A 4,707-nucleotide genomic window follows, 5' to 3' on the forward strand; every position below is an offset into this window, starting at 1 on the left:
TCCCTGCCGGCGTCCCGCTCGCCGCGAGCGCCCGATGGGCTGCACGCCTGCGCGCCACGCTCGGCAGCGCGGGGCCGTGGCGGGTGGCGATCACCTTCTCGATGTACTCCAGCCAGTGGCTGGCGGTCATCGGTTTCCTGCCGTCGATCTACGCCCAGGCCGGGCTCTCCGGCCAGGCCGCCGGTCTGCTTACCGCCTTCGCCTGCCTGGTGAACGTCACCGGCAACCTCGCCGCAGGCCGCCTGCTGCACCGCGGGGTGTGCGCCCGCCACCTGCTCTATGCCGGCTTCCTGGCGATGGCGGTGACCGCCTTCGTCGCCTTCAGCCCGCTCAGCGCCGAGGCGCCGGTGGCCCGCTACCTGGCGGTGGTGCTGTTCTCGGCGGTCGGCGGCCTGATCCCCGCCACCCTGTTCGCGCTCGCGGTGCATGTGGCGCCGAGCGAGCAGACGGTGTCGACCACCGTCGGCTGGATGCAGCAGTGCTCCTCGGCCGGACAGTTCCTCGGCCCGCCGCTGGTGGCCTGGGTGGCGGGCACGGTGGGCGGCTGGCAGTGGACCTGGGTGATCACCGGGCTCGCCTCCATCGTCGGCCTGCTGTTGTCGAGCCGGACCCGCTACCAGCGCGCGTGAGCGGACGTCCCGCCTGCCTTGCCGGGGCGCTGCCGGATGTGGCCCGGCCGGAGCGCGACACGGCCGGTAATCAGCCCCGCAGCCAGGCGTGATGGCGCGCCAGCCAGCCGAGCACGCGCTGCGGTGCGTGCGCCCGCTTCCATTCGCCGGCGACGTACTTGTTGGCCTCGGCGAAGGTCGGGTAGGTGTGGATGGTGCCGAGGACCTTGTTGAGCCCGAGGCCGTGCTTCATCGCCAGCACGAACTCGGCGAGCAGCTCGGCGGCGTGCTCGCCGACGATGGTGACGCCGAGGATGCGGTCCTTGCCGGGCACGGTCAGCACCTTGACGAAGCCGTGGTCGGCGCCGTCGGCGATCGCACGGTCGAGATCGTCCAGCCCGTAGCGGGTGACTTCGAAGGTGATGCCGCGCGCGTGGGCCTCGGTCTCGTTCAGCCCCACCCGTGCGACTTCGGGGTCGATGAAGGTGGTGTGGGGCACGAAGCGGTAGTCGACGCGGAAGCGGCGCAGGTGGCCGAAGAGCGCATTGACCGCCGCGTGCCAGGCCTGGTGGGCGGCGACGTGGGTGAACTGGAAGGGGCCGGCGACGTCGCCGGCGGCGAGGATGTTGGGGTAGCGCGTCTGCAGGAAGTCGTTGGTCGCCACCGTCCCCTCGGCCGGGATGCCAAGCGCCTCCAGGCCGAAGCCCTCCAGGCGCGCGCTGCGGCCGACCGCGCACAGCAGGGTGTCGAAGCCGATGCGGCGCTCGCCGCCGCCGGCGGGGTCGGCGACGACGAGGAACTTGTCCATGCCCTCCGCGGACGGCTCCCGCTCGCAACGCAGCGCCGCGACCCCGGTCAGCACCTCGACACCGTCGGCCTCCAGCGCGGCGCGGGCGAAGGCGGCGACGTCGGCGTCCTCGCGCGGCAGCAGCTGCGGCGCGCGGCCCACCAGCACCACCTGCGAGCCGAGGCGCGCGCAGGCCTGCGCGAGCTCGCAGCCGATCGGCCCGCCGCCCAGCACCAGCAGCCGGCGCGGCGGGGTGTCGAGTTCGGCGAAGGCATCCCACAGCGTGTCGCTGGTGAGGTAGCCCACCGCCTCCAGCCCGGGCAGGGCCGGCACCGTCGGCCGCGCGCCGGTGGCGATGACGATGTTGCGGGTGCTGAGCCGGTGCGTGCCACCCTCGTTGAGTGCCACCTCGACCGTCCACGGGTCGACGATACGCGCGCGGCCCTGCAGCACCTCGACGCCGAGTGCGGTGTAGCGCTCCACGCTGTCGTGCGGCTCGATCTTGCGGATCACCGCGCGCACCCGCGCCATCAGCCTGCGGAAGTCGATCGCCGGCTCGCCAGGCTCCAGGCCGTAGCGCTCGGCGTGGCGGATCTGGTGGGCGAGCCGCGCGCTGCGGATCAGCGCCTTGCTCGGCACGCAGCCGGTGTTGAGGCAGTCGCCGCCCATGCGCCCGGCCTCCACCAGGGTGACCTTGGCCTTCACCGCCGCGGCGATGTAGGAGGTCACCAGACCGGCGGCGCCGGCGCCGATCACGACCAGGTTGCGTTCGAAACGCTTCGGCCGCGTCCACCCGGCATACACCCGGCGCGCCTGCACGCGCTCGACCCCCCAGCGCGCGAGCAGCGGGAACAGGCCGAGCAGCACGAAGGAGGCGACGAGGCCCGGCGACAGCACGCCGGCCAGGCTGTCCACCGCGCCGAGCTCGGTGCCCGCGTTCACGTACACCAGCGTGCCGGGCAGCATGCCGAGCTGGCTCACCCAGTAGAAGGTGCGCGTGCGGATCGGGGTGAGCCCCATCAGCAGGTTGATCAGGAAGAAGGGGAAGGCCGGCACCAGGCGCAGCGAGAACAGGTAGAACGCGCCGTCGCGCGCGATGCCCTGGTCGATCGCGCGCAGGCGCTCGCCGAAGCGCGCATGCACGCTGTCGCGCAGCAGGTGGCGCGAGACCAGGAAGGCCAGCGTGGCACCGATCGTGGATGCGAAGGATACGATCAGCAGCCCCCAGCCCAGCCCGAACAGCGCGCCGCCGGCCAGCGTCATCACCGCCGCGCCCGGCAGCGACAGCGCGGTCACCGCCACATAGGCGGCGAAGTAGAGCGCGGCGACGAGCAGCGGCGAATCTGCGCGCCAGGCGGCGAAGCCGCCCATCCCCGCCTTGAGGGTGTCGAGATCGAGCTGGCGATGCAGTCCGCTGGCGAAGAAACCGGCGGCGAGCGCGAGCACGAGCAGCAGCAGGAGGGTTTTCTTCATTGGAGTTCCGGGGAGGTGGCGGAGGTCGGCGAGGTGACGGCGGCGGAGGAGATGGAGACGGGGCGGCACTCGCCACGGCCGCGCCTGACCGCAAGCGGACGGGCCGGCCATCGCCGCGTGGGCTTCAGCAGCAAGATTTGCGCGCCGCGCTGCCGAGGGTCATGGGTGCCGCCGTCGGTGCTTGCGCCAGTGGGGGCGCCGGGTTGTCCGCGTCCGCGGCGGGCGACGCGGTGTCGAAGGGCATGGCCGGCCCCTCGCCGGCGAAGAGGCCGTAGTGGCGCTCGAAGCTGCCGATGAAGTCGAAGTGCGGCCGCAGCCGGCTGTCGTGCAACATGCGCCAGGTGTTGCCGCTCACCGGCACGACGCGGCCCGCATCGAAGGCGTGGCGCTTGTCGAGCGCGAGGCGCACGGGCTCCCCGGGCAGCGTGCCGCGATACACCACCGCCTGGCCGTAGTCCTCCCCGGCGCTGTCGAGGCCGTCGAGCCGGAACAGCCGCCAGGTCGCCGAGAAGAAGCGGATGTTCCCCAGCTTGGCCACGAGCGCCGCGTCGGTCACCGCGAGCGGGCGATCCTCGACCAGGCGCGGGTCGGCGAAGCCGGCGGCGCGGGCCAGCGCGAGGAAGTCCTGCCAGTAAAGCGCGCCACCCAGGCACTCGCCGTATAGCACCGGGTCGTCGCGCACCGCGGCGGGCACGCGGCGGTCGGCATACACGTCGGAGAAGTAGAACTCGCCGCCCGCCTTGAGCAGGCGGAAGACCTCGCGCAGCACCGCGGCCTTGTCCGGGCACAGGTTGATCACGCAGTTGGACACGATCACGTCGAAGCTCGCGTCCTCCAGGCCCAGCTCGCCGAGGCGCTCGATGTAGCCCGCCAGGAAGCGCACGTTGCTGCGCGCGAAGCCGAAGGCCGCGCGGTGGTAGTCCTCGTGGCGGCGCGCGACGGCGAGCTGCTCGGGGGTCATGTCCACGCCGACCACCTCGCCCTGCTCGCCGACGAGCTGGGCGAGCGCATACACGTCGCGCCCCGAGCCGCAGCCGAGGTCGAGCACGCGGCAGCCCTCGAGCAGGGGCGGGCTCACCAGGCCGCAGCCGTAGTAGCGCGCCAACACCTCGGGGTGGATGCGCCCGAGCACCGGCTTCAGTGCTGCCGGCAGCGCGCTCGCGTCGCAGCAGGCCGAGGTCTTGAGGTCGGCGGAGGACTGCAGGGTGCGGCCGTAGTAGTCCTGGACGAGTTCGTGCATGGCGGGGCTCCGGAAAGAGGGGGGGGGGAGGATAGGGTTTCGGGCTTTGTCGCATGTGCTCCGCGGATTCTTACACCGGCAGGATGGCTGCGCACCGGTGACGCGCGATGAAGCCGCGGTCCAGGTAGTCCTTCCAGTGCCAGACCCAGCGGCCTTCGGCCGACCAGCGTCCCCACGAGGCGATGGCGTGGCGGGGGCCGGTGGCGATCAGGTACAGCGAGCGTGTGCGCGGCAGGTAGCTGCGCCTGGGCTCACCTTCCGCGACGCCGTCCACGGCGGCGAGGAGGTTGGCGGCGAGCACCGGGCCGGCGTGGACCGCATGCACGCCCGAGCGCGTGAACCCTGGCGTGGCGCGGGTGCACACGTCGCCGGCGGCGTGGATGAAGGGATGCGAGACGCTGCGATGACCGGCGTCGACCGCGACCCAGCCGTCCGCGTCGCAGGCCAGGCCGCTCTCGCGCAACCAGGGCAGGGCGCGCGCGCCGGTGGCGGCGATCACGCAGTCTGCGGGCAGGGTGGCGGGGGCGTCCCCCGCGCCGTGGTCGAGCACCAGGCCCGCCGCCGTGCCCTCGGCGCGAGCCAGGTGGAGCGCGATGCCG

The 4,707-nt window shown here is 73.0% G+C and carries 4 protein-coding genes; 1 reads left to right on the plus strand and 3 read right to left on the minus strand.

Features of this window, described 5'->3' with window-relative positions:
* On the plus strand, window positions 1-629 hold a 629-nt coding region (locus C667_RS20355), incomplete at its 5' end, for an MFS transporter (protein WP_004380354.1).
* 70 nt (window positions 630-699) lie between these two features.
* Here the strand turns inward: C667_RS20355 and C667_RS20360 are convergent.
* From C667_RS20360 to C667_RS20370, 3 genes are all read right to left on the minus strand, one after another.
* Window positions 700-2,868: a dihydrolipoyl dehydrogenase family protein gene (locus C667_RS20360; RefSeq protein ID WP_004380357.1), complete on the minus strand. Its 2,169-nt coding sequence runs from the start codon at window positions 2,866-2,868 to the stop codon at window positions 700-702.
* Window positions 2,869-2,992: 124 nt separating this feature from the next.
* Window positions 2,993-4,108, minus strand: a complete 1,116-nt coding sequence (locus C667_RS20365) for a methyltransferase domain-containing protein (protein WP_004380359.1) — start codon at window positions 4,106-4,108, stop codon at window positions 2,993-2,995.
* Between the two features lie 70 nt (window positions 4,109-4,178).
* A partial coding sequence (locus C667_RS20370) for an FAD-dependent oxidoreductase (RefSeq protein ID WP_004380361.1) occupies window positions 4,179-4,707 on the minus strand: 529 nt, incomplete at its 5' end.

This window comes from Thauera phenylacetica B4P, from assembly GCF_000310225.1.
Classification (GTDB): domain Bacteria; phylum Pseudomonadota; class Gammaproteobacteria; order Burkholderiales; family Rhodocyclaceae; genus Thauera; species Thauera phenylacetica.

What these genes read in the sequence shown, in the direction of transcription:
- C667_RS20360 (WP_004380357.1), bottom strand. Translation starts at nt 2,868, where the DNA reads ATGAAGAAAACCCTCCTGCTGCTGCTCGTGCTCGCGCTCGCCGCCGGT.
- C667_RS20365 (WP_004380359.1), bottom strand. Translation starts at nt 4,108, where the DNA reads ATGCACGAACTCGTCCAGGACTACTACGGCCGCACCCTGCAGTCCTCC.